Source organism: uncultured Streptococcus sp. (assembly GCF_963545685.1).
Classification (GTDB): Bacteria; Bacillota; Bacilli; order Lactobacillales; family Streptococcaceae; genus Streptococcus.
On sequence record NZ_CAUUKN010000004.1, the window covers coordinates 13,850 to 35,806 of the forward strand.

Below are 21,957 nucleotides of genomic sequence, written 5' to 3' on the forward strand. Positions count from 1 at the left end.
ATTGTCAATTAATAAAATAGTTTAGCCGACTGAAATGTCGGTTGGGGCATAAGAGACATGTTTTTCTTTTTTTGTCATCAAGCTCAAGAGGACAGTTATAGGTCCGACACGACCGATGAACATCAGAGCCATGATAACAAGGCGTCCCACAGTATTAAGACTAGAAGTCAAATCCATAGACACACCAACGGTAGCAATGGCTGACACACTCTCAAAAAGTAGAGCTAGTGGTGACAGAGTAGGATTAGTCTCAAGCAAAATAACATAGCCGACGAAGAGCATCGTTAGGAAGAAGAGGATAACAATGAATGCTTGCATAACAGTTTTATTAGAGATAATACGGTTTCGGAAAACAACACTAGAGTTACCAGAGAGCTCCGACTTGAAAAGAAGAAACATAATGGAGGCGGTGGTTACCTTGATACCACCAGCAGTTCCCCCGGGACCTCCCCCAATAATCATCTGAATCATAAAAAGAAGATTGGTAGAAAAAGCAGCATTGGTGTAGGAAATAGTTGCAAAACCAGCGGTACGCATGGTTACAGTCTGAAAGAAACTTACCAGAAGTTGCTGCCAGACATTGAGACTACCTATGGTTTTAGAGTTATCTATTTCCAGCAACCAAGCAAGTAGGGTTCCGCCAAAGAGGAGACAGCCTGTACTTATAAGAACCAGACGGCTTTGATTACTAAAAGGTTTACTAGCTAATTTCCAGTTTCTAGGACGATCTTTAATATAGCGTCTAATCATTTGAATCAAATCAATCCAAACTGCAAATCCCAAGCTTCCAGCCATGATAAGAAAAGCCACAGAGAGATTGATAGTTGGATTAGTCGCATAATCTTGTAAACTGTTAGCTCCTAAGTTATCAAAGCCAGCATTACAAAAAGCAGAGACAGCTAGAAAGAGACTATTAAAAATGCCATGACCAAGTCCAAAGCGAGGAATAAAATCAGTCATAATCACTAGTGCCGCTAAAGCTTCAATAGAAAAAGTTATTTTATAGACCTTGAAAAGATAAGCTTTCAAATCTTTTTGGTTATCCCTACTAAGTGCGGATTGAAGGAGATCTTGATCACTTAATCCTAATTTATTTTTAAGAGTATAGGTACTAAAGGCTATAAGAGAGACTAGTCCAAGACCTCCCGTCTGCATAAGAAGCATAGAGATAATCTGACCAAAACCATTGTAAGCTTTGCTGACAGGGACAACGGAAAGTCCAGTTACACAGACCATTGACACAGTATTAAAGAGATGATCTAGGTAGCTTGTTTCTGGACTATTAGCATAATGACTTATGGGAAGACTAAGTAAAATACTCCCCACTATAATGACAAAGGCAAAGCTGAGTACAAGCTTTTGCGTGACTGAAAGATGTTTTATCAATGAAAACCTCCGAGTTATCATAAGGTGAAATAAGAATCCAAGGAGTAAGAAATATCCTTGGATAAACGTTATAGTGGTTTCTTATTAGGAATCCCAGCACGACGTGGGTACTTGTTTGGGGTTTCTTTTTTCTTATCGACAATGGTGATATTACGCCCATCACCATTCGGCAGTTTGTAGTTTTCGTTGAGAATAGGTTTAGCAAAAAGTACGTTCAAGGCATTTCTAGCATCAGCTAGCTCTTCGTCGGCTGCGGCAGCCTTAAGTGCAATAAGTTGACCTCCGATCTTCAAGAAAGGAATGGTCAATTCCGAGAGAACTTGCATACGTGCAACGGCACGAGCAGTAACAATATCAAATTGAGCACGGAAGGCCTTATCTTGTCCAAAATCTTCAGCACGTCCATGATAGAAGTGGACACCGCTAAGTCCAAGTTCATCAGACAAGAGATTAAGGAAAGTGATACGTTTATTAAGAGAATCAATGATTGTCACATCAAGCTCAGGACAAAGAATTTTCATAGGGAGACTTGGAAAGCCAGCACCAGCCCCGATATCCAGAAGTCGAATATTTTGATTTTTAATATGCCCTTGAAGAACAGGAGCTAAAGAATCATAGAAATGTTTGAGGTAAACCTCATCTCTGTTTGTGATTGCAGTAAGGTTGATTTTCTCATTCCATTCTACCAAAAGCTCAAAGTAGCGTTGGAATTGGTCTTTTTGTTTTTGGCTGAGATCGAACCCCAGTTCTTTCAAAGCCATGTAAAAATCTTCAGGTGTCATTTTATAGTCCTTTTATCTAGTTTCAATGCCCCTATTTTACCATAATTAATCTCTTTCATCTAACGGCAAAAGATTGTTCAAGATTAGGGAAGAACCAGTTTTTAATAAGCCTCAAAAAAATCCCTAAGTTTAAAAAATATGTAATATTAAAGATGTTATTTTTTCTTTAAAATCTGATATAATACTAATTAAGTCTAATATCATAATTACTCGCTTTAATGAAAAGTGAATATAGGGGATTATGGTCTTGTGGATTGAAAATAGATCCCTATGGGGAAATTTAATTTGAGGATTAAAAATGATTTATCTTTCAGAAGTTAGAAAGTCTCCAGAAGGGCTGGTCTTTAATGAAGCACCTTCTTTGTTGGAGTCAATTAAAGAACGCTATAATCAAGTTTTAGATCTTGAACAGCTTCAAGCAAGTGGTCAGGTAGTCTATGATAATGGCTTATATCTTTTAGATTATCAACTTAGCTATGATATTACCTTGCCATCTAGCCGTTCACTTGAGCCTGCGACACTTAGTTTTAATTATCCAGTCTCAGAAACCTTTATACAAGAGGCTGATGTTGCTCTTCAAAAGGAATTAGTCGAAGAAAATCTAGTTCTTATCTTGGATGGTGATACTATTAATCTGAATGAGAGTATTCTGGATAATATTCTTCTTAATATTCCGTTGAGAGTGCTTACACCTGAAGAAGAAGCAGGACAAATTTCGCTCTCAGGTAATGACTGGGAAGTCTTGTCAGAAGAGGATTTTGCAGCTCTTAAACAAGAGAAGAAAGAGGCAAGTAATCCTTTTGCCCAATTGAATGGTCTATTTGACGACAATTAATTCAAAAAAACAAACTAAAAATGTTTGACAATTTTAAAAATCTATATTATTATATCATTAGAAGCTAATTTTCGGATTTATTCATTGGGTAAATCTAAAGACTTTTTTAGGGAAATGGAAGTCAAAAAAATTTTTTAGGAAAGTGGTAAATACTTATTATGAGCAAACGCATTTTGATTGTTGAAGATGAGAAAAACCTTGCTCGTTTTGTCTCTCTTGAACTTCAACACGAAGGATACGACGTTGTGACAGCAGACAACGGACGCGAAGGACTTGAAATGGCACTTGAGAAAGATTTTGATCTTATTCTCTTGGACCTTATGTTGCCTGAGATGGACGGTTTCGAAGTGACACGTCGTCTCCAACAAGAAAAAGATACTTATATTATGATGATGACAGCTCGCGACTCAATCATGGATATTGTTGCCGGTTTGGACCGTGGAGCTGATGACTATATTGTAAAACCATTTGCGATTGAAGAACTATTGGCACGTATCCGTGCAACCTTCCGTCGCCAAGATATCGAAGCTGCTAAAAATGCACCAGCTAAAGCGTCAACTTATCGCGATTTGAAATTGGATGTTCAAAACCGTACAGTTGTTCGTGGTGATGAAGCAATTCCATTGACAAAACGTGAGTTTGATTTGTTGAACACACTTTTGAGCAATATGAACCAAGTAATGACCCGTGAGGAACTCTTGCTTCAAGTTTGGAAATATGATGACGCAATCGAAACAAACGTTGTAGATGTTTATATTCGTTACTTGCGTGGAAAAATCGACGTTCCAGGTAAGGAATCATACATTCAAACAGTACGAGGAATGGGTTACGTTATCCGTGAAAAATGAGTAAATTACAAGATAAATTATTTGGTAAAGTAACTATTAGAAAAAAGTTGACCATGACAACTGCTGTGGTCTTCTTTCTTGTATTGTCGATGTTCACTCTGGTTGTTGTTTTCTCAGCCAATACGCTTCTATTGCAACGTGAGCGTCAAAATGTAAATAATACAATCTCAAAAGTTGTTACTTATATCGAAAAGGACTGGGACTCTAATGAAGAATTGAGTCCAGAACCGCTTTTAGAGGCCCTTTATTCACCGAAAAATATCTATGCATCAATCATTAATGGAGTGCTTTCTGAGAAGCATTCCTTAGATGGTCAAGTTGCGATTTCTAATAAATTATATTCCAACCAGTCTATCTATGTTTATAACAAAAAGGGAACCTTTATCTTTACTTCTGAGGACTACACAGACTCACCTCCAGGCATGTCTGAAGTCAATAAACTGAAGTCGGTTTCCTATAAAGGTAAACGTGGTTTCTTACTACAAGTTCCCATCTATGGCAAGGATAAGAAGACCATTGTTGGGTATGCTCAAATTTTCCATGATTTGGAATTTTACTATGCTTTAAAAGAGCGTCTCATTTTCCTATTGATATTCCTTGAAGTAGGGATGACGGTCTTAGTTATTGCAGCAACTGTAGTTGTCTTGACCTCTATTCTTCGTCCGATGAGACAGTTGCACGAAACGATGGGCGTTATTACCGATTCGCCAAGCGACTTAGAGCTTCGATCTAAGATTGAGAGTCATGATGAAATTGGTGATTTGGCGGTTAACTTTAATCGTATGATGGATAAAATCCAAGAAAATAATCAGATGCAGATGCGTTTCTTGAGTGACGTCAGTCACGAATTACGTACTCCAATTGCAGTTATTAAGGGGCATATGGACCTCTTGCAACGTTGGGGTAAAAATGATCCTGAAATCCTTGAGGAAAGTCTTGAGGCTGCAAGTCACGAAGCCAACCGCATGACGATTATGATTAACGATATGTTGGATTCTATTCGAGTTAAAGGATCATTTGACAATCATAGAAATGATACATGTGATTTGAATTCTTCAATCCGTACGGTTATTGGGAATTTCCGTGTCCTACATGAAGACTACCAATTCTACCTCAATGATTTTGAGAGTTCAGAGCGTCCAGCACAGATTTATAGTCAGCACTTTGAACAGGCTATTACTATTTTGATTGATAATGCGGTCAAATATTCGCCTGTTAATAAGGAAATCCAGGTTACTATCAAGGCTCTGGAAGATGAGATGTTGGTACAGGTACAGGATAATGGTGAGGGTATCTCTAAAGAAGATATCGAACATATCTTTGAGCGCTTCTATCGTTCTGATAAGGCGCGTAACCGTACGACAACCCAATCTGGTGTGGGTATTGGTTTATCAATCCTTTATCAAATTGTGGAAGCTTATCGATGTCGTATCGATGTCAGCTCAGAACTTGGTGTGGGTACACGTTTTGACCTCTACATCCCTTTTGCAGGGGGAGAAACTACGACACCTCAACTTAAAGCTTAAGTCAATTTACAAGAGATTTATACTAAGTCTCAATCACGAGCACGCCTAGCTAAAGGCGTGCTTTTTATGTGTTTTTATGGTAAAATAGAGTACTGAATTTCAAAGATTGGTGGTGAAATGCATGCGTTGTCCAAAATGTCAACATAATAAATCTAATGTTATCGATAGCCGTCAGGCCGAGGATGGAAATACTATTCGTCGTCGTCGAGAGTGTGATGCTTGTCATGCCCGTTTTACGACATTTGAGCGTGTGGAAGAAGTTCCACTTTTAGTTGTCAAAAAAGATGGTACTCGTGAACAATTCTCTCGCGATAAGATTTTCAATGGTATCTTGATGAGTGCTCAGAAGCGCCCAGTTTCAAGTGAGGATATCGAAAATGCAATCACACGTATAGAGCAAAACATTCGTCGTAACCATGATGGAGAGGTTGATAGTGATGTCATTGGAAATCTAGTCATGAAAGAACTAGCGGACCTTGATGAAATTACCTATGTCCGTTTTGCCAGCGTCTACCGTTCTTTCAAAGATGTTGATGAGATTGAAGAACTGCTTCAAGAAATCACCAAGACTGTCCGTGCGAAAAAAGAGTCTAAAAAATGAGACCTATTGAAGAATTTGTCTATGTTGGCAATCAGGTTATCGTTCCCGATCAGGCAAGTTTGATGCGTTGCTATTATCCCATTATCGGGAGTGAGGGATACGCTCTCTACCAGTATTTTGTGGCTTTCTATGACAATGGTAATCATCGTCATAAGTTTGCTACTATTCTGAATCATCTTAACTTTGGTATGCAGCCCCTTCAGGAAGCTCTGGCGGTCCTGACAGCGGTAGACTTGTTGGCCTTCTATCATTCTCCTCAGGGAATTTATGTTGTAGAGCTTAAGTCTCCCCTATCTATTGAGCAGTTTCTAAAACATGCGGTTTATAGTTCACTTCTAGAGCAAAAGATTGGTGAACCAGCAGTAGATGCTTTAAAACCGACAAGTTTACATGGTTTACAAGATCTATCTAAACGTTTTTCGGATGTTTTTACTGATGAGCGTTTGGCTCAAAAGTCTGTTTCTGACATTAAGCCTAAAAATTCATTTGATTTAAGCAGTTTCAGGAATCGAATGCAGGCTGATGGCCTTGTATTTACAGATGAAAAGACAGATGTTCCAGAAATCTATAAATTGTCTGAAACCTATGACATGAATTGGTATGATACCTATCTCTTGGCTAAAAAGACAGCCGTGAACCACCAGATTATTGTTAAACGTATGCAAGTGCAATTAGAGCAGGCTCAGGCTAAAAAATTGGGTGGTGACTCTGCATTGACGGAGACAGAGGAAAAGATTCTTAAAGCTGTTAAAGCTGAAAAACCTGTTGATTACTTACAGGGTGCTAAGGGTCCAGGTGGAACTGTGACTAATTCGGAGAAAAAAATTCTCATAGACTTGGCACAAAGAGGCTTTATGGATGAGGTCATTAATCTCATGGTAGCCTACAGTTTGGGACGGACACGTTCAACAAATGTGAACCGAGAGTATATCTCTAAACTTGCCAACGATTTTGCCTTTAAGAAGATTGTTACTGCTGAACAAGGGCTATTGGCTTTGCGTAGTGGTTATGACAAAAAATCACAGCGAGCAAAAGATGATTCTAAGAAGAAAACAAATGTACCTAGCTGGAGTGATCCTGATTACGATAATCAAACCAGTCAGGCCGATCAAGCCAAGTTAGACGAAATTAGACGTCGTGCTTTGGCTAAATTAGAAAAAGGAAAGGAGTAGCCTATGGAAAGAGTTGGACAAACCTTGAACCGAAAAGGACATCATGGGTCTGGTAATGCAACAGATTTGACCAAGCAAATCTTGGCAGATTCAAGAGTGGCTGATTTTATTCAAGAACATGGCTTAAGCCAAGACGAAATCAAGCGTAGTCTTCCAAAGTTTAATCAATTCTTGGTGGAGTGCCGTAAGGTCAAAGAAGGTGATGTCACCTACATTGCCAAAGGGTATGAGCCGATTCTGACCATGAATGAAGGCTACGCTGACGTGACCTATAAGGAAACGCGTCAGCTTAAGGAACAACAAGAACAACAGGCTATTTCTAAGCGGATTAACTTGGTGAGTTTGCCTCAGTCTTATCGTAAGATTACCTTTGCTGATATTGCACTAGATGATGTCGCTCGTGTTGATACCTTTGAGACACTTGTTGATTTTGTGGCTAATTACCCTAGTCCAGATCAGAATGGTCTCTATATCTACGGAGATATGGGGGTTGGGAAATCCTTCATGTTGGCTGCTATGGCCCATGAACTTTCAGAGACCAAGAAGGTTGCTACGACCATAATTCATTACCCATCTTTTACTATTGATGTTAAAAATGGGATCAAGGACGGTTCTGTGAAGGAACAAATTGATGCAGTAAAACAAGCAGAAGTCCTAGTTTTAGATGATATTGGTGCAGAGCAATTCTCTTCTTGGATTAGAGACGATGTTTTACAAGTCATTCTCCAGTATCGCATGATTGAGGAGCTACCAACCTTCTTCACATCCAACTATAGTTTTTCAGATTTAGAAGCTAAGCTATCAAATGGACGTCAAGGAGACGAGACTTGGCAGGCTAAACGTGTGATGGAACGTATTCGTTTTCTAGCCAAAGAGGTTCACTTGAAAGGTGTTAATCGCCGTTAAGGTGATCCTAATAATGATAAAGAACAAGCGTGTTTGCTTTCCTTGGTGGAAGTAAGACTGCTAAATGAAGAAAGGAATCCCTAATTTAATCAGGGACTTAAATATATGACATTACCTACAGTTGCTATCGTGGGTCGCCCAAATGTTGGGAAGTCGACCCTATTTAACCGAATTGCGGGTGAACGTATCTCTATCGTCGAAGACGTTGAAGGGGTAACACGTGACCGTATTTATACCTCTGCTGAATGGCTTAACCGTCAGTTTAGTTTGATTGATACAGGTGGTATCGATGATGTCGATGCCCCATTCATGGAACAGATTAAGCACCAAGCTGACATTGCCATGACTGAAGCAGACGTTATTGTCTTTGTCGTTTCAGGTAAGGAAGGCGTGACAGATGCGGATGAGTACGTTGCCCGTATTCTCTATAAGACCAACAAACCAGTTATCTTGGCGGTAAATAAAGTGGATAACCCTGAAATGCGTGCAGATATCTATGATTTCTATTCTTTGGGACTTGGTGATCCCTACCCAGTTTCATCTGTACACGGTATTGGTACGGGGGATGTTCTCGATGCTATCGTTGAAAACCTCCCAACAGAAGTTGAAGAAGAAAATCCAGACATCATTCGTTTCAGTTTGATTGGGCGTCCAAACGTCGGAAAATCAAGTTTGATTAACGCCATTTTAGGCGAGGATCGTGTGATTGCCAGCCCGATTGCTGGTACGACTCGAGATGCCATTGACACAAACTTTGTGGACAGTGAAGGTCAAGAGTATACTATGATTGACACCGCTGGGATGCGTAAATCTGGTAAGGTTTATGAAAACACAGAGAAATACTCTGTGATGCGTTCTATGCGTGCTATTGACCGTTCTGATATTGTTCTTATGGTTATCAATGCGGAAGAAGGTATCCGTGAGTATGACAAGCGTATTGCTGGTTTTGCCCATGAAGCTGGTAAAGGGATTATCATCGTAGTTAACAAATGGGATACGATTAAGAAGGACAACCATACCGTTTCCAACTGGGAAGCAGATATTCGTGATCAGTTCCAATTCTTGAGCTATGCCCCAATCATCTTTGTATCGGCTGAGACGAAACAACGTCTTAACAAGTTGCCGGAGATGATTAAACGCATCAGCGAGAGTCAAAACCGTCGTATTTCATCGGCAGTCTTGAATGATGTTATCATGGATGCCATCGCTATCAACCCAACACCAACTGACAAAGGAAAACGTCTTAAGATTTTCTACGGCACACAAGTTTCGGTTAAACCACCAACATTTGTTATCTTTGTAAATGAAGAAGAGCTTATGCACTTCTCATATATGCGTTTCTTGGAAAATCAAATTCGTCAGGCCTTTGGTTTTGAGGGAACACCAATCCATTTGATTGCTCGTAAACGTAAATAAAAAAAGAGACCAACCAATATAGAATCTTTATGGGTTGGTCTTTTATCATTGCAAGGAGAAACCGATGTTAGAAAATGTTAAAGCTTATTTATCCAAACAAGGGGTTAAGTATATCAAACCTGAAAAGGCGGGTCCGCATCAGGAAGAGATGGAAGTGCTCAAAGCACTTGGTCAAGCAGCTCGTAAGGAAATGCAGACTTTGTCAAGACTTATAGAGGAGCGTCTAGTACCCTTTAAGATGGACCGTGTCAGCAATTGGGCCAATCAGGCACAAATATGTCGCCCACACTTTTGGTGCTATTACAGAGCTCCTGAGGACAGTTTAGATGATGTTGCTATGGCGATTCGACTCTACGGGCAACCTGAAGATTGGGGAATATCAGTTGAAGTGAGCTTTGTTGAACGAAAAAAATCAGATACCACTCTAGCCAAGCAACATAAAGTCCTAGACTTACCTATTACTTATCCACTTTACTATTTTGCCCAGGAAGATGGTGTCAGCCATCGTGTGGAAGGAACTGAAGCGAACCGTCAAATGCTTAAAGAAGCTGTTAGAGATGGCCGTGTTCGTAAGGTTTTGGTTAAGTATGATGTCCCTGTGACTGCTAGTGGAACAGTGGAAGAACTAGTTGATGAGATTGCTGGTGGATTTGAAGAATTAAAACCCTATTATGAGAAAGCTAATCAAAACTAAAAAATCTCCAGTTATTTTCTGGAGATTTTTCCTCTTATTTCGGTGCAATCACTTCAGCACCACCCATGTAAGGACGAAGAACTTCAGGGATAGTTACTGAACCATCTTCGTTTTGGTAGTTTTCAAGGATAGCGGCTACTGTACGTCCAACAGCAAGTCCTGAACCGTTGAGAGTGTGAAGAAGTTTTACTTTCCCATCGGCTTCGTCACGGTAACGGATTTGCGCACGACGGGCTTGGAAATCTTCTGTGTTTGAACATGAAGAAATTTCACGGTAAGTGTTTTGTGCTGGAATCCAAACTTCCAAATCGTAAGTTTTCGCAGCTGAGAATCCCATATCGCCAGTACACAAAGTGATGACACGGTATGGCAAGTTAAGTTTTTGAAGGATGTTTTCAGCGTTAACTACCATTTTTTCCAATTCATCATAAGAGTCTTCAGGTTTTGAGAATTTAACCATTTCAACCTTGTGGAATTGGTGAAGACGAATTAATCCACGTGTATCACGACCAGCTGAACCAGCTTCTGAACGGAATGAAGGGCTCATGGCTGTGAAGTAGATTGGTAATTCTTTTCCGTCAAGAATTTCACCACGGTAGTAGTTGGTCAAAGGAACTTCAGCTGTTGGGATAAGGACGTAGTCAGTGCCATCAAGCTCGAAAGTATCTTCTTTGAATTTTGGATATTGACCAGTACCAAACATAGAGTCGTGGTTAACCATGTAAGGGGTGATCATTTCAGTGTAACCTTCTTTAGCGTGCTCATCCAACATGAAGTTGTAGATTGCACGTTCCAATCTTGCTCCGAGACCTTTGTAGAAAAGGAAACGTGAACCTGTAACTTTTGCACCACGTTCCCAGTCAAGAATACCAAGGTCTTCCCCTAGGTCCCAGTGAGCTTTAACTTCAAAATCAAAGTCACGAGGTGTTCCCCAACGGCGAACTTCTACATTTTCCTCTTCGTCAGCACCTACTGGAACAGAATCATTTGGTGTGTTTGGAAGTGTCACAATGATAGTGTTAAGCTTTTCATCGATAGCAGCAAGTTCAGCATCAATTTCTTTAATCTCTGCAGAAACTTTTTGCATGGCTGCAATTTGTTCTGAAGCATCTTCTTTGTTACGTTTAGCTTGAGCGATACCATCTGAAGCGATATTACGTTGAGCTTTGAGCTCTTCAGATTTGATAAGAAGCTCACGACGTTTAACATCAAGCTCTTTAAGTTCATTTAAAGTTTCAGCAGCGACACCACGTGTAGCCAATTTTTCGGCAAGGGCATCGAAGTCGTTACGAATACGTTTTACATCTAACATAAGTTCCTCCAAAAAATAAAACACCCCGTGAAAGTGTTGGAGTGACATGAGCCACGGTTCCATCCAACTTCACAGGAGTGCACTTGTTTATGTCTTTAATTATTAGAAACGGTAGAATTTCGTAGATCAACCCTACCTGCTCACAGCAACCGCAGGCTTTCTGAAAAGGTCTAGCTATTACTTATCCGTCCCTTACATTATACAAAAATTATGATTTTTTGGCAAATAAACCTTTGATACGAGCACCAATGGTTTGGATGAGAGTAGGTAATTTAACAACTTTTTCATTGCCAAGATGTTCCCTAGCAATCTTTAGAATCTTCCCAGAATCTTTAGAGGCAAAGAGGAATTTGCTCTTGTCTGTTAGAATCTCAAAGTGACGACTAATCCTCTTTCCTGATACATTTGCACCGATTTGTGTAATGCTAGTCCATGGAATTTGAATGTATTGCTCGACATTGACATCAGGGTAGAATTCAAGAGCCACATCTCCAATTAGAAATTTACCGACCTTTCCTCCGATAGCCATGTAGGAAACACCTGTTGTATGTAATTCAACTGTTTTGTTTAATGATTGTGCCATATCTATCTCGCTTTTCGATTGTAGTACTTTTATTATAGCATAAGAAAAGAGTTCAGCTTTGCTAAACTCTTACTCTTTTTACATGATTCCGAAGAAGCTTGCAATGATACCAACTACAAAGAGTCCGATGATGATTGTGATTGGTGAAACTTTCTTCTTAAGCAACCACATACATGCAAAAGTAAGGAGAAGTCCCATCAAACCTGGAATCAATGAATCAAGTTGTCCTTGGAGAGTATCAACTTTGATTCGGTCAAAGCTAAGTCCTTGTTGGACTTGTCCGAGAATTTCTTTCAAAGTTTCTCCGTTGACATTACCTTTAGGCCACTCGATATAGGCACCCTCAGACAAAACTTTACCTGGAAGATTTACAGTGAAGACGATAGATACCCAACGTTCAACGAGGACGGCCAAGATGAACATACCAAGGATTGATGCCCCTTTAGTAATATCTTTCAAGATACCGCCAGACATGTCTTTGGTAATTTCTGAACCTGCTTTGTAACCTAGTTCTTGAGTGTACCACAAGAAGGCCATACGGATAAGGTTCCAACCAATGAAGAAGATAAGTGGACCAGCAATGTTACCAGCTTGCGCCAATGATGCACCAAGGGCACCAAGGATTGGACGAACTGTGAACCAGAAGACAGGGTCACCGATACCGGCAAGAGGCCCCATCATACCGATTTTAACCCCTTGGATAGCTGCATCTTCGATTTCAGTACCATTAGCTTTTTCTTCTTCAAGAGCCAAGGTAACCCCCATGATAGGAGCGGCTACGTAAGGGTGAGTGTTGAAGAATTCCAAGTGACGTTTTAGAGCTGCGGCTTGGTCTTCTTTGTTAGTATAAAGCTTTTTGATAGCAGGAATGAGTGAGTAAGCCCAACCCAAGTTTTGCATACGTTCATAGTTCCATGAACCTTGCAAGAATTGTGAGCGCCACCAAACCTTTTTACGATCTGCTTGAGATAATTGAATTTTTTCAGCCATGAGAGCACCCCTTCCTAGTAGTCTTCCAAGATATCGCCGATTGGGTCGCCTGAACCAGATGAAGTTCCGCCACCATTTCCGCCACCTTGTTTAGAAAGGTTGAGGTAGATGAAGGCAATAGCGACACCGATAGCACCAAGAGCGATAAGTGTTAATTCACTAATAGCTGCAAGTGCAAAACCAATGGCGAAGAATGGCCAAACTTCACGAGTAGCCATCATGTTGATAACCATGGCGTAACCAACGGCTACAACCATACCACCACCGACAACCATACCATGGTTGAGCCAGTCAGGCATCAAGGCAAGTGTATCTTGAACAGATTGGGCTGGGATGGCAAGAAGAAGGGCTGCTGGTACAGCAATACGCAAACCTTGGAGAAGGAGGGCGAGGTAGTGTGCACGTTCAACACCAGCGATGTTTCCGTTTTCTGCAGCTTTATCAGCCGCGTGAACAAGGGCAACAGAGGCTGTACGAACAAGCATAGTTAGGAAGAGACCGGCAACAGCAAGTGGGATAGCTGTTGCAGTTGCAACACCGATACCTTCAGTTGTGAAATTACCACCTTTAACCAAAATGATGGCAGCGGCAACAGATGCTAGGGCGGCGTCAGGAGCGACAGCAGCACCGATGTTTGCCCAAGCAAGGGCAATCATTTGAAGAGAACCACCAAGCATGATACCTGCACTGAGGTTACCTGTAGCAGCACCGATGAGGGTACATGCAACAAGTGGTTGGTGGAATTGGAATTGGTCAAGGATACCTTCAAGACCAGCAAGGAAGGCAACAACTACGACCAAAATTGCAGAAATAATTGACATATCTGACATGGTAATAATTCCTTTTCTATTGAGTTGTGATTAGTTGAGTTTATCGACTAATTTATCCGAATGAAGATTATTGAACGTTAGCTTTCTTGATAAGGTCAAACAAGTCTTTCTTAGAATCGTTTGGAACCTTACGGACGTCAAATTCAACGCCAAGATCACGTAATTTTTCAAAACAAGCAACATCATCTTTATCCATAGACAAAACGTTGTTAACCATTGTTTTACCAGTTGAGTGAGCCATAGAACCAACGTTAAGTTCTTTGATTGGCACGCCACCTTCGATAGCACGAAGTGCGTCTTGAACAGTTTCGAACAAGATAAGCGCATGTGTGTTACCAAAACGTGGGTCTTTAGAAGCATCAATCAATTTTTGAATTGGAACAACGTTTGCTTTAACACCGTTTGGTGCAGCCTGTTTGATCAATTCCTTACGCAATTCGTCTTTAGCAACATCGTCTGATGCTACAATGATACGGTCTGCTTTAGATGCAGGTGTCCAGTTAGTTGCAACCTGACCATGCAAAAGACGTGTATCCAAACGTGCCAAGTTAATCTTGAGCTTACCATCTCCGATGACTGTTCCTTCTGGGATAGCTCCTTGAGGTGCAGCAGCTTCTACAGGTGCAGCTGCAGTTTCCTCAGCTGGATTAAGCTCCTCTGGAAGTGCTTTGATACCATCCTTAGCCTCCTTGATGATATTAGCAGCAACTTGCTCTGCAGTAGCGTTAGCATCCATCATACGTTCTGTGTATGCCTGGATTAGCATTGGCAAGTTAAGTCCGGTGATGATGGCAATCTTGCGATCTGGATTTTCCCCAGCGATTCGACTAGCTTGGTTAAATGGGGAACCACTCCAAAGGTCAGCCAAAACAAGAATTTCATCATCAGCATCGAATTGTGCAATGGCGTTGTTGAAGTGAGCGTACAAATCATCAGGACCTTCACTTGGCATGAAAGTCACAACTTGAACTTTCTCTTGGTCTCCAAAAATCATAGAGCCTGATTGGTGGATCCCTTCAGCGAACTTACCATGGCTGGCAATAATAATACCGATACCCATTCGTGTTCTCCTCCTTATAAAATATTTTTTCCTAAGCTTAAAAAGACTATCTCCGATTTTTTTCAAGACGCTAAAAAAGCGTCTCTCAATCTTTTTAAACATAAGAAATCAAGAACAATTATATTGTAAAACGCTTTCACGAAAATGTCAATAGCTAGTGAAATAAAAAATCAAAACAAGTCATTTTCTGTCAAAAATGAGCAAAATATTATAAAAAGATTACTCTATAATTAAACAGAGCAATCTTTTTATAATATTTAAAGACTATTTCTTCTTAACAATGAGTCGGAAAAGATTCTTAAAGCCTTGTTTGAGGACAAAGAGAAAACTAGGAGCTTTTCTCAAGCTTTCTCGAGGGATTCTTTTTTGAATCTCTTTCAAAGTTATTCGGCTTTTTCGACTGGCAAAACGGAAACGTCCATTTTGCTTGGTACGGATTTCAAAGCGTGGGATGAATTTACCACCAAAGTAAACATCAGCAATCACATAAGTGATTTCATCCCAAGGAATCTGAACATAGTCTTGTAGTTTTGTGTCATTGTAAAACTCGAAAGCCTTATTTCCAACCATGATATTTCCGTAAATAGGCCCTTCACGAAACCAAGTTCCCTTAGTTGTGTGAGCCATTTCCGTATTGAGCGATTTAACCATATGTTGCTCCGATTAGAGTAGACCAATAACGTGGAGTACAATAGCTAGGACAAAGATACCTAAGATGATAACGATTGGAGAAACTTTTCTCTTAAGAAGGTGCATACAGAGGAAGGTCAAACCAAGGGCAGCAAGACCAGGAATCAATTGGTCCAAGTTATCTTGCAAGGTTGTTACCTTGTTAGCTTCGAGTGATTTACCGGCAGCTTGTTCTAGAAAGGCTTCTTTGATACCTGCAATACCTTTTGGAAGTTTGTCCCAATCGATATAAGCACCTTCTTGTTGTTTAACAGTAGAAACAACTGGTGTAAAGGTGATGCTTACCCAACGTTGGATAAGAGAACCGATGACGAACATCCCCATCATTGAAGCTCCACGAGTTACTTGTTGAAGGAGGTTACCTGACAAGTCATCTGTAATCGCAGTACCAGCACGATAACCGAATTCTTGAGTATACCATTTAACGGCAGCTACCATGATGTTCCAGAAAACAAAGAAGACGATTGGTCCCATGACGTTACCTGAAACAGCCAAACTTGCTCCTAATGAAAGGAAGATTGGACGAAGGGTAAACCAGAAGAGAGGATCACCAGCACCTGCAAGAGGTCCCATCATACCAACCTTAACCCCAGAGATAGCAGCATCATCGATATCTGCTCCGTTGGCACGTTCTTCTTCTAAGGCAAGTGTAACACCAAAGATTGGGTTAGCCATGAATGGTTGTGTATTGAAGAATTCCAAGTGACGTTTGAGAGCGGCTATACGGTCTTCTTTAGTTTGGTAAAGTTTTTTGATTGCAGGAATAAGGGTATAAGCTACACCACCATTTTGCATACGTTCATAGTTGAATGAAGCCAAAAGAAAGTATGAGCGCAAGAAAGCTTTGAAACGATCTGCTTTTGTTAATTTAATTTTTGTATCAGCCATTTTCTTTCCTCCTAATTAAAAGTCTTCCAGAATTTCACCGAGGGGATCACCTGATCCTCCGTCGTTTGAAGAACCCATTGAACCACTAGCTTCAAGCGCAAGGTACATAACGGCAAGACAGAGCCCGATGATACCCAAGCTAATCAAGGTCAACTCTTTGAGGGCAGCCAAAGCAAAACCAAGGAAGAAGAATGGCCAAACTTCACGGCTAGACATCATGTTGATAACCATGGCATAACCAACGGCAACAACCATACCACCTCCGATTGTCATACCAGCAGTCAACCATTCAGGCATCCTTTCTAGACCAGCACGAACTACTTCAGATGGAATCAAGAGCAAGAGGAGGGCAGGGATAGCAACACGGAGACCTTGAAGGGCCATACCGATAAAGTGCCATCTTTCAATACCAGCGATATCAGCAGCTTCTGCACGACTATCCATAGCATGAGCGATGAAGACAGTTGCTGTACGGACAAACATTGTCAAGGCGAGACCGGCAACAGCCAATGGGACGGCAAGACCGATGGCAGTACCAATTCCTTTTTCACCTTGTCCACCCAAGATAAGGATGATGGCAGATGCTACAGCGGCAAGCGAAGCATCTGGTGCCATGGCAGCACCAACGTTAGCCCATCCCATGGTGATCAACTGTAAGCTACCACCCAACATAACACCGAGTTCGAGGTGGCCAGTAACAAGACCGATTAGGGAACAAGCCACAACTGGCTGGTATGTTTCGATTTGGTCGTTAACTGAGCTACAACCGATAATGAAAGCAACAATTACGACTAAAATAATTTGTACTAAACTCATTTATGCATCCTCCAAAATTATTTCTTCTCTGCTAATTTAGTTTCAGCTGACTTAATCAAGGCATCAACGTTTGCTGGACTATCACTTGGCACTCCACGAACGTCAAATTTGACACCCAATGATTGCAACTCTTTGATAGCATCCACATCTGTTTGGTCAAATGAAAGAGCCTTAGTAACGTTGACTTTTCCTTCTTTATAAGCTGAAGAACCAAGGTTGATTTCTTTAACATCAACACCTGCTTTAACAGCAGCAAGAGCATCTTCAACAGATTCAAAGAGAAGCATAGCACGTGTATCTCCAAAACGTGGGTCATTGTTTGCTTTAACCATGTTTTTAATTGGGATAACGTGAACTTGAACACCAGATGGAGCGGCTTGTTTAATCATGTTTGTACGAAGTTTATCATGACAAACAGTGTCTGAAACAACGATGATACGGTCTGGGTGAGTTGAGTGAGTCCAACCAGTCGCAACCTGACCGTGGAGGAGACGTGTATCAACACGAGCCAAAACGTATTTGATTTTTCCATCACCAAGAACTGTTCCTTCAGGAATAGTTCCTTTAGGAATAGAAGGCTTAGCGTCGGCTGGTTTAGTGTCTTCTGCAGGAATAAGACCTTCTGGAAGGACCTTAACACCTTCTTTGGTTTCCTTATAAATGTTAGCGACAACCTCTTCAACCCCCGCGTCAGGAGCTACCATACGTTCCGTATATGCTTGGATAAGCATTGGCAAGTTGAGTCCTGTCACGATAACTATCTTGCGATCAGGATTTTCTTCCTTGATTCGGCTTGCTTGGTTAAATGGTGACCCTGACCAAAGGTCTGCAAGGACTAGAATTTCGTCGTCAGCGTCAAATTGAGCAATGGCATCTTTGAAGTGAGCGTACAAGTCGTCAGGACCTTCATTTGGCATGAAAGTAACCACTTGAACCTTCTCTTGTTCACCAAAAATCATAGAACCTGACTGGTGAATACCTTCAGCGAATTTACCATGGCTAGCAATAATAATACCGATACCCATTAGTGTTCTTCCTCCTTTTATATATTGCTTCTTAGGAATAGAAAAATGATTATTGGTATTATCATTCATGACATGAAAATGACAACAATATTTTTTTAAACCTTCGAAAATTAGAACACTCTAATTATAAAACGTTATCATAAAATTGTCAACGATTTTCGTAACAAAAGTGTCATATGATTGAAAAAAACATCAAATTATTGCAAATATACTCTTTTTTCAGACAATAAGTGTTAGATATAGTTTTAAACTATATATAAATAGAGGAAATAGGATTAAGAGAATTATTGATAAATGCTTGTATCAAATGGCTATTACTGCTAAAATAACTCCAATTAACGATTTAATGTTAAACCTATAAGAAAAGAGGACCTCTTTATGTCAGATTTACTAAGTATTTATAATCAATTGCAAGCAAAAAAATGGGTGGACTTGACCCATAAGATAAATGCAGAAAGTCCACACTTTCCAGCCCTCCCTGCCTTACAACAAGAAGATCTTTTCACACTGAAAGATGGCTTTCATGTTCAAAAATTTACAGTAGTTGGTCAATATGGAACTCATATTGATGCACCGATTCACTTTGTCGAAGGTGGTCGCTGGCTAGATGAGATTGCCCTCAAAGATCTCCTCTTACCACTCTATGTCATCGACAAGTCCAAAGAAGTGACTGCCAATCCAAACTTTATCTTGAGCAAACAAGACATTTTGGACTTTGAAACTGAACACGGACAAATTGTAGAGGGTGCCTTTGTTGCTTTCCGTAGTGATTGGTCAAAACGTTGGCCAGATCAAGATGCCATGCGTAACCTTGATGAGAATGGGGTTCAGCAAAGTCCTGGTTGGAGCCGTGAAGCTCTAGAATTCTTGATTCATGAACGCCATGTTAAGGCTGTCGGTCATGAGACTTTTGATACAGATGCTGGTATTCCGGCAGCAGAACATGGCTTGGTTAACGAATATTACCTCTTGGAACAAAACATTTATCAGGTAGAAGTCTTGAATCAATTAGATCAAGTTCCAGCCGTTGGTGCTTTGATTTCAATTGCCTTTCCTCATTGGGACAAGGCGACAGGTTCCCCAGTGCGTGCAGTGGCTATTTTACCTTAATCAGAAGAAAAGACACCTAGAAATTCTTCGGTGTCTTTTTCTGTTTATAAAAGTAGTTCCTGAAGTTTGCGAGCAACGCCGTCTTCCTCATTAGTCCACTCAATTTGTTCGTTAGCGTGGGGGAGAAGGACAGAGCTGGCATTTTTCATGGCATAACCAGTCTTGGCAAGCTCCAACATCTCTGTGTCGTTGTGTTCGTCACCAAAAGCAATCAAATCATCTGGAGATTTTCGCATGGCTTTGAGTAGGTAGTTTAGGGCGTAGGCCTTGTTAATACCTTTAGGTGAAAACTCCAAGATATTAAGTGGTCCCCCCCAAGAATCAACCTCAATTTCTTCTTTGAAATCTTTCTTGATATCGCTGGCTAGTTGGTACTTGTCCTCGTGACGAGTCTGCATAAGAAGAGCGTTAGGATTGCGTGTGATTTTAGCTGGCTCTAAACGCATAGCCTCAATGATTTTATCAACCCCAAAGAGTTGTGGTTGAATACGCTCTGGGTGATTCATAGTGATATAAAAATGCTTACGGTATTCACTAGCAAGAAAATCCATCTCTAACTCATCATGTCGTTGTAAGAGGTTAACTAGGTATTTTTTGTCCAATTTGACTGAGTGCTCGTAAGCCCATTCTCGGTCTGGGAGATTGGTCAAGGAGCCATTAAAGGTAATGAGCGGTGTCTCTAAGCCTAATGTTTTGTAATGGTCAATAGCCATACGGTAAGGACGACCGGTAGCGATAACGACTTGATGTCCTTTGTTTTGTACATCTTTAATAGTTGTTTTTGTAAATTCTGAAATAGTTCCATCTGGTCGCAAAAGCGTTCCATCGAGATCTAGTGCAATCAATTTTTTTGTCATGTTTCTATTATAACAAAAATCAGTTCTTTGTTGGGGTTTGACGTAGGGACATGCTGGAATGTTCGGTTTTTACTGGTGAAATTCTCAGAAAATAAACCTTGCACCATCAAATGATTTCATGTAGAATAGTAACGTTGCATTCTATGTGAGAATGTTCCGACATCATTCGGATTTTGACAATATTTTTTATTAAGGAGTATAAACTTTCATGGAAAAGTTTTTCAAATTAAAAGAGCATGGTACTGATGTTCGTACAGAGGTTACAGCAGGTTTGACAACCTTCTTTGCCATGTCTTATATCCTCTTTGTCAACCCATCTATGTTAGCCCAGACTGGTATGCCTGCTCAAGGTGTGTTCTTGGCTACCATCATTGGAGCAGTTGCAGGGACATTGATGATGGCTTTTTATGCTAACCTACCTTATGCTCAAGCGCCTGGTATGGGACTCAATGCCTTCTTCACCTACACAGTGGTCTTTTCTTTGGGATACACCTGGCAAGAAGCCTTAGCAATGGTCTTTTTGTGTGGTGTTATTTCATTGATTATCACAGTTACTAAAGTACGTAAGATGATTATTGAGTCTATTCCGACAGTACTTAAGTCTGCTATTTCAGCAGGTATTGGTATTTTCCTTGCCTATGTAGGTATTAAAAATGCAGGTTTCTTGAAATTTGCAATTGATCCAGGTACTTATACTGTAAGCGGAAAGGGAGCTGACATGGCTCAAGCTTCAATTACAGCTTCATCAGCTGCTACACCTGGCTTGGTAGCTTTCAATAATCCAACTGTTATTGTTGGTTTGATAGGTCTTGCAGTTGCGATTTTCTTTATTGTTAAGGGAATTCGAGGAGGTGTCCTCCTTTCAATTATTGTAACAACTGTTATCGCAATTTTTGCTGGTGTAGTTGACCTTGGTAGTATTGACTGGCATGCTGCTAGTTTGACTGCTTCTATTAAGGATTTAGGGCAAGTCTTTGGTGTAGCGCTGGGTTCTAAAGGTTTGGGTTCTCTCTTCTCAGATGTGTCACGTTTGCCAGGTGTCTTTATGGCTATTCTTGCCTTCTCATTGACTGATATCTTTGATACTATTGGTACTTTGATTGGTACTGGTGAGAAGGTTGGTATCATCGCTTCAACAGGTGATAACAATGAATCTAAAGCTCTTGACCGCGGCCTTTACTCTGACCTCGTTGGTACAAGTATTGGTGCCATTGCTGGGACTTCAAACGTTACAACTTACGTTGAATCTGCAGCAGGTATTGGTGCTGGTGGACGTACTGGTTTGACAGCTCTTGTGGTTGCAGTACTCTTTGCGATTTCAAGTTTCTTTAGCCCACTTGTGTCAATTGTTCCTAGTGCAGCAACTGCACCTATTCTTATCATTGTAGGTATTATGATGCTCTCTAACCTTAAGAGTGTGGATTGGGAAGACTTGTCTGAAGCAATTCCTGCCTTCTTCACTTCTATTTTTATGGGGTTCTCATATAGCATTACCTATGGTATCGCAGCTGGCTTCCTTACTTATACTTTGGTGAAAATTGTCAAAGGTCAAGCAAAAGAAGTTCACCTTGTTATGTGGATTTTGGATATCTTGTTTATCCTTAATTTCATTAGCATGGCTGTGCTCTAA

22 protein-coding genes are annotated in these 21,957 nt (G+C 40.5%); 10 read left to right on the forward strand and 12 right to left on the reverse strand.

From position 1 onward, the window contains the following. Positions 1 to 21: 21 nt before the first annotated feature. Entirely contained in the window at positions 22 to 1,386 is a 1,365-nt protein-coding gene (locus RWZ99_RS01495) for a potassium transporter TrkG (RefSeq protein WP_314675938.1), read from the reverse strand. 68 nt (positions 1,387 to 1,454) lie between these two features. After that, a complete protein-coding gene (gene rsmG, locus RWZ99_RS01500; RefSeq protein ID WP_314675939.1) occupies positions 1,455 to 2,168 on the reverse strand; it encodes a 16S rRNA (guanine(527)-N(7))-methyltransferase RsmG in 714 nt (237 codons plus the stop codon). A 298-nt stretch (positions 2,169 to 2,466) separates the two neighbouring features. Here rsmG and RWZ99_RS01505 point away from each other — a divergent pair, with 298 nt between their 5' ends. The 8 genes from RWZ99_RS01505 to RWZ99_RS01540 all read left to right on the forward strand — a co-directional run bounded on the left by RWZ99_RS01505 (position 2,467) and on the right by RWZ99_RS01540 (position 10,166). Continuing rightward, positions 2,467 to 3,003 carry a YceD family protein gene (locus tag RWZ99_RS01505; protein WP_314675940.1) on the forward strand — a complete coding sequence of 179 codons (537 nt, stop codon included), beginning with the start codon at positions 2,467 to 2,469 and terminating at the stop codon, positions 3,001 to 3,003. 158 nt (positions 3,004 to 3,161) lie between these two features. Next, positions 3,162 to 3,851: a response regulator transcription factor gene (locus tag RWZ99_RS01510; RefSeq protein WP_002883757.1), complete on the forward strand. Its 690-nt coding sequence runs from the start codon at positions 3,162 to 3,164 to the stop codon at positions 3,849 to 3,851. Next, positions 3,848 to 5,377, forward strand: coding sequence for a HAMP domain-containing histidine kinase (locus RWZ99_RS01515; RefSeq protein ID WP_314675941.1), 1,530 nt, complete (start codon positions 3,848 to 3,850; stop codon positions 5,375 to 5,377). Before RWZ99_RS01510 ends, RWZ99_RS01515 begins: the two co-directional genes overlap by 4 nt. Positions 5,378 to 5,498: 121 nt before the next feature. Beyond that, entirely contained in the window at positions 5,499 to 5,978 is a 480-nt protein-coding gene (gene nrdR / locus RWZ99_RS01520) for a transcriptional regulator NrdR (protein ID WP_314675942.1), read from the forward strand. Further along, positions 5,975 to 7,150 (forward strand): DnaD domain protein, encoded by a 1,176-nt coding sequence (locus RWZ99_RS01525; RefSeq protein ID WP_314675944.1) that lies wholly within the window; start codon positions 5,975 to 5,977, stop codon positions 7,148 to 7,150. Before nrdR ends, RWZ99_RS01525 begins: the two co-directional genes overlap by 4 nt. 3 nt (positions 7,151 to 7,153) lie before the next feature. Beyond that, positions 7,154 to 8,056, forward strand: a complete 903-nt coding sequence (gene dnaI, locus RWZ99_RS01530) for a primosomal protein DnaI (protein WP_314675945.1) — start codon at positions 7,154 to 7,156, stop codon at positions 8,054 to 8,056. A gap of 105 nt (positions 8,057 to 8,161) precedes the next feature. Next, complete coding sequence (gene der / locus RWZ99_RS01535) at positions 8,162 to 9,472, forward strand: ribosome biogenesis GTPase Der (protein WP_314675946.1); 1,311 nt, start codon at positions 8,162 to 8,164, stop codon at positions 9,470 to 9,472. 64 nt (positions 9,473 to 9,536) lie between these two features. Then, the gene (locus RWZ99_RS01540) at positions 9,537 to 10,166 is read left to right on the forward strand and encodes an HI_0552 family protein (RefSeq protein ID WP_314675947.1); all 630 of its coding nucleotides are present in this window, start codon (positions 9,537 to 9,539) and stop codon (positions 10,164 to 10,166) included. A gap of 34 nt (positions 10,167 to 10,200) precedes the next feature. Here RWZ99_RS01540 and serS read toward each other — a convergent pair whose 3' ends face one another. The 9 genes from serS to RWZ99_RS01585 form a co-directional block, all read right to left on the reverse strand. Then, complete coding sequence (gene serS / locus RWZ99_RS01545; protein ID WP_314675949.1) at positions 10,201 to 11,478, reverse strand: serine--tRNA ligase; 1,278 nt, start codon at positions 11,476 to 11,478, stop codon at positions 10,201 to 10,203. 208 nt (positions 11,479 to 11,686) lie between these two features. Next, positions 11,687 to 12,061, reverse strand: coding sequence for a DUF956 family protein (locus tag RWZ99_RS01550; protein WP_003092275.1), 375 nt, complete (start codon positions 12,059 to 12,061; stop codon positions 11,687 to 11,689). A gap of 78 nt (positions 12,062 to 12,139) precedes the next feature. Next, positions 12,140 to 13,051, reverse strand: coding sequence for a PTS system mannose/fructose/sorbose family transporter subunit IID (locus tag RWZ99_RS01555; RefSeq protein WP_314675950.1), 912 nt, complete (start codon positions 13,049 to 13,051; stop codon positions 12,140 to 12,142). A gap of 14 nt (positions 13,052 to 13,065) precedes the next feature. After that, positions 13,066 to 13,881 (reverse strand): PTS mannose/fructose/sorbose transporter subunit IIC, encoded by an 816-nt coding sequence (locus tag RWZ99_RS01560; RefSeq protein ID WP_314675951.1) that lies wholly within the window; start codon positions 13,879 to 13,881, stop codon positions 13,066 to 13,068. A gap of 67 nt (positions 13,882 to 13,948) precedes the next feature. Beyond that, positions 13,949 to 14,941, reverse strand: a complete 993-nt coding sequence (locus RWZ99_RS01565) for a PTS sugar transporter subunit IIB (RefSeq protein ID WP_314675953.1) — start codon at positions 14,939 to 14,941, stop codon at positions 13,949 to 13,951. A gap of 264 nt (positions 14,942 to 15,205) precedes the next feature. Then, positions 15,206 to 15,592: a DUF956 family protein gene (locus tag RWZ99_RS01570; protein WP_314675954.1), complete on the reverse strand. Its 387-nt coding sequence runs from the start codon at positions 15,590 to 15,592 to the stop codon at positions 15,206 to 15,208. Positions 15,593 to 15,604: 12 nt separating this feature from the next. After that, positions 15,605 to 16,519, reverse strand: coding sequence for a PTS system mannose/fructose/sorbose family transporter subunit IID (locus tag RWZ99_RS01575; RefSeq protein ID WP_314675956.1), 915 nt, complete (start codon positions 16,517 to 16,519; stop codon positions 15,605 to 15,607). Between the two features lie 15 nt (positions 16,520 to 16,534). Then, positions 16,535 to 17,335, reverse strand: a complete 801-nt coding sequence (locus RWZ99_RS01580; RefSeq protein WP_314675957.1) for a PTS mannose/fructose/sorbose transporter subunit IIC — start codon at positions 17,333 to 17,335, stop codon at positions 16,535 to 16,537. A 17-nt stretch (positions 17,336 to 17,352) separates the two neighbouring features. Continuing rightward, positions 17,353 to 18,360 carry a PTS sugar transporter subunit IIB gene (locus RWZ99_RS01585; protein WP_314675958.1) on the reverse strand — a complete coding sequence of 336 codons (1,008 nt, stop codon included), beginning with the start codon at positions 18,358 to 18,360 and terminating at the stop codon, positions 17,353 to 17,355. Positions 18,361 to 18,738: 378 nt separating this feature from the next. Between RWZ99_RS01585 and RWZ99_RS01590 the strand changes: the two genes are divergently transcribed. Beyond that, positions 18,739 to 19,470, forward strand: a complete 732-nt coding sequence (locus tag RWZ99_RS01590) for a cyclase family protein (protein WP_314675960.1) — start codon at positions 18,739 to 18,741, stop codon at positions 19,468 to 19,470. A 44-nt stretch (positions 19,471 to 19,514) separates the two neighbouring features. Here the strand turns inward: RWZ99_RS01590 and RWZ99_RS01595 are convergent, their stop codons facing one another. Further along, a complete protein-coding gene (locus tag RWZ99_RS01595) occupies positions 19,515 to 20,327 on the reverse strand; it encodes a Cof-type HAD-IIB family hydrolase (RefSeq protein WP_314675961.1) in 813 nt (270 codons plus the stop codon). 208 nt (positions 20,328 to 20,535) lie between these two features. Between RWZ99_RS01595 and RWZ99_RS01600 the strand changes: the two genes are divergently transcribed. Then, the gene (locus tag RWZ99_RS01600; protein ID WP_314675962.1) at positions 20,536 to 21,957 is read left to right on the forward strand and encodes an NCS2 family permease; all 1,422 of its coding nucleotides are present in this window, start codon (positions 20,536 to 20,538) and stop codon (positions 21,955 to 21,957) included.

Excerpts from the sequence above, each read along its gene's own strand:
- rsmG (WP_314675939.1), bottom strand. The coding sequence starts at position 2,168 with ATGACACCTGAAGATTTTTACATGGCTTTGAAAGAACTGGGGTTCGAT.
- RWZ99_RS01505 (WP_314675940.1), top strand. The coding sequence starts at position 2,467 with ATGATTTATCTTTCAGAAGTTAGAAAGTCTCCAGAAGGGCTGGTCTTT.
- RWZ99_RS01510 (WP_002883757.1), top strand. The coding sequence starts at position 3,162 with ATGAGCAAACGCATTTTGATTGTTGAAGATGAGAAAAACCTTGCTCGT.
- RWZ99_RS01515 (WP_314675941.1), top strand. The coding sequence starts at position 3,848 with ATGAGTAAATTACAAGATAAATTATTTGGTAAAGTAACTATTAGAAAA.
- nrdR (WP_314675942.1), top strand. The coding sequence starts at position 5,499 with ATGCGTTGTCCAAAATGTCAACATAATAAATCTAATGTTATCGATAGC.
- RWZ99_RS01525 (WP_314675944.1), top strand. The coding sequence starts at position 5,975 with ATGAGACCTATTGAAGAATTTGTCTATGTTGGCAATCAGGTTATCGTT.
- dnaI (WP_314675945.1), top strand. The coding sequence starts at position 7,154 with ATGGAAAGAGTTGGACAAACCTTGAACCGAAAAGGACATCATGGGTCT.
- der (WP_314675946.1), top strand. The coding sequence starts at position 8,162 with ATGACATTACCTACAGTTGCTATCGTGGGTCGCCCAAATGTTGGGAAG.
- RWZ99_RS01540 (WP_314675947.1), top strand. The coding sequence starts at position 9,537 with ATGTTAGAAAATGTTAAAGCTTATTTATCCAAACAAGGGGTTAAGTAT.
- serS (WP_314675949.1), bottom strand. The coding sequence starts at position 11,478 with ATGTTAGATGTAAAACGTATTCGTAACGACTTCGATGCCCTTGCCGAA.
- RWZ99_RS01550 (WP_003092275.1), bottom strand. The coding sequence starts at position 12,061 with ATGGCACAATCATTAAACAAAACAGTTGAATTACATACAACAGGTGTT.
- RWZ99_RS01555 (WP_314675950.1), bottom strand. The coding sequence starts at position 13,051 with ATGGCTGAAAAAATTCAATTATCTCAAGCAGATCGTAAAAAGGTTTGG.
- RWZ99_RS01560 (WP_314675951.1), bottom strand. The coding sequence starts at position 13,881 with ATGTCAGATATGTCAATTATTTCTGCAATTTTGGTCGTAGTTGTTGCC.
- RWZ99_RS01565 (WP_314675953.1), bottom strand. The coding sequence starts at position 14,941 with ATGGGTATCGGTATTATTATTGCCAGCCATGGTAAGTTCGCTGAAGGG.
- RWZ99_RS01570 (WP_314675954.1), bottom strand. The coding sequence starts at position 15,592 with ATGGTTAAATCGCTCAATACGGAAATGGCTCACACAACTAAGGGAACT.
- RWZ99_RS01575 (WP_314675956.1), bottom strand. The coding sequence starts at position 16,519 with ATGGCTGATACAAAAATTAAATTAACAAAAGCAGATCGTTTCAAAGCT.
- RWZ99_RS01580 (WP_314675957.1), bottom strand. The coding sequence starts at position 17,335 with ATGAGTTTAGTACAAATTATTTTAGTCGTAATTGTTGCTTTCATTATC.
- RWZ99_RS01585 (WP_314675958.1), bottom strand. The coding sequence starts at position 18,360 with ATGGGTATCGGTATTATTATTGCTAGCCATGGTAAATTCGCTGAAGGT.
- RWZ99_RS01590 (WP_314675960.1), top strand. The coding sequence starts at position 18,739 with ATGTCAGATTTACTAAGTATTTATAATCAATTGCAAGCAAAAAAATGG.
- RWZ99_RS01595 (WP_314675961.1), bottom strand. The coding sequence starts at position 20,327 with ATGACAAAAAAATTGATTGCACTAGATCTCGATGGAACGCTTTTGCGA.
- RWZ99_RS01600 (WP_314675962.1), top strand. The coding sequence starts at position 20,536 with ATGGAAAAGTTTTTCAAATTAAAAGAGCATGGTACTGATGTTCGTACA.